Genomic DNA, 556 nt, shown 5'->3' with positions numbered 1-556 from the left:
GCATAGCTGTTATCGATCAGGATGAGCTCGCGACCGTGGCGATAGCGGAGGTAGCGGCGCAGCATCCGCCCGTCGTCGTTCGTGACGGTGACGATCTGCTCGCCGCCGGGCCGGTCGACGTAGCTGTAGAAGTCGGCGCCCCGCCGCTCGAACCTGTAGCCGCGCGGGTCCAGGGTGCGGAGGCGCTCGTTCTCGTCGTGTCGGATCAGGTAGCCGTCGCGGTCCTGCACGATGATGCGGCCCGGCTCCCGGTAATAGGTCCGGCCGTCCTCCCGGAACTCGCGGCGGTCGGTGCGGACCTGCTCGAAGTCGCGCACGGCGTCGTTCTGGCGGAAGCCGCCGGGCACGTAGCCCGGCTGTCCCGGCCGGTTGAAGGCGCTCGGGTCGGTCGGACCGCCCGGACCGCCCGCGGGCGGCTGGCCCGGCGCCATCCCGGGCTGCGGTGCGCCGGGCGGCGGGGCCTGTCCGGGAGCGGGCGCCTGGCCCGGCGGCACGAATGGCCGTCCCGGGATCCCGGGGGCCATGTTGGGCGGCACTGGCCGCGCGGGCTCCGCCG

General features: G+C 74.5%; 1 protein-coding gene. It reads right to left on the bottom strand.

Annotated elements, in window-relative coordinates; translation table 11 throughout:
* Window positions 1-431, bottom strand: a 431-nt coding sequence (locus ACU8YC_RS25925) for a hypothetical protein (RefSeq protein WP_446896102.1), incomplete at its 3' end; no start/stop codon positions are given.
* Window positions 432-556 lie beyond the last annotated feature (125 nt).

The sequence above is a fragment of the Citrobacter sp. VF227 genome (genome assembly GCF_052950715.1).
This window is presented reverse-complemented; position numbering and strand designations above follow the sequence as displayed.